The sequence below is a fragment of the Olleya sp. Ti.3.14 genome (assembly GCF_038154885.1).
GTDB lineage: Bacteria > Bacteroidota > Bacteroidia > Flavobacteriales > Flavobacteriaceae > Olleya.
Genome location: NZ_JBAKAO010000081.1, coordinates 1 through 287 on the forward strand (window position 1 = coordinate 1; position 287 = coordinate 287).

The 287-nt window shown below is 27.9% G+C and carries 1 pseudogene; it reads right to left on the reverse strand.

Annotated elements, in window-relative coordinates:
• Positions 1 to 99: 99 nt before the first annotated feature.
• A pseudogene (locus V6251_RS15370) lies at positions 100 to 287 on the reverse strand (glycosyltransferase family 1 protein); the annotation flags it as partial.

Sequence of the window (287 nt, forward strand, 5' to 3'; positions counted from 1 at the left end):
AAAACTAAATAGTATTTTTTTTATAGCATTTACTTTATAATTACTATCCTCATTATGCCTATTTGGATTCTTAAAATATTCTCCTTCTATATACATTTATTAAACTTTTATTTTGTTGACTATTAAATTTTTAATTTCGCTTTCAAATAACTCTAAAGTATACTGTTGCGACCATTCAGAAGCTTTTATGGATTGGTCGCGTAACAAGGCTTTATCCAACAAACAATTTTCAATTTTGTTAACTGCAGACTCTAAATCAGGTGCTATCAAGAGGCCTCTTTTTCCAT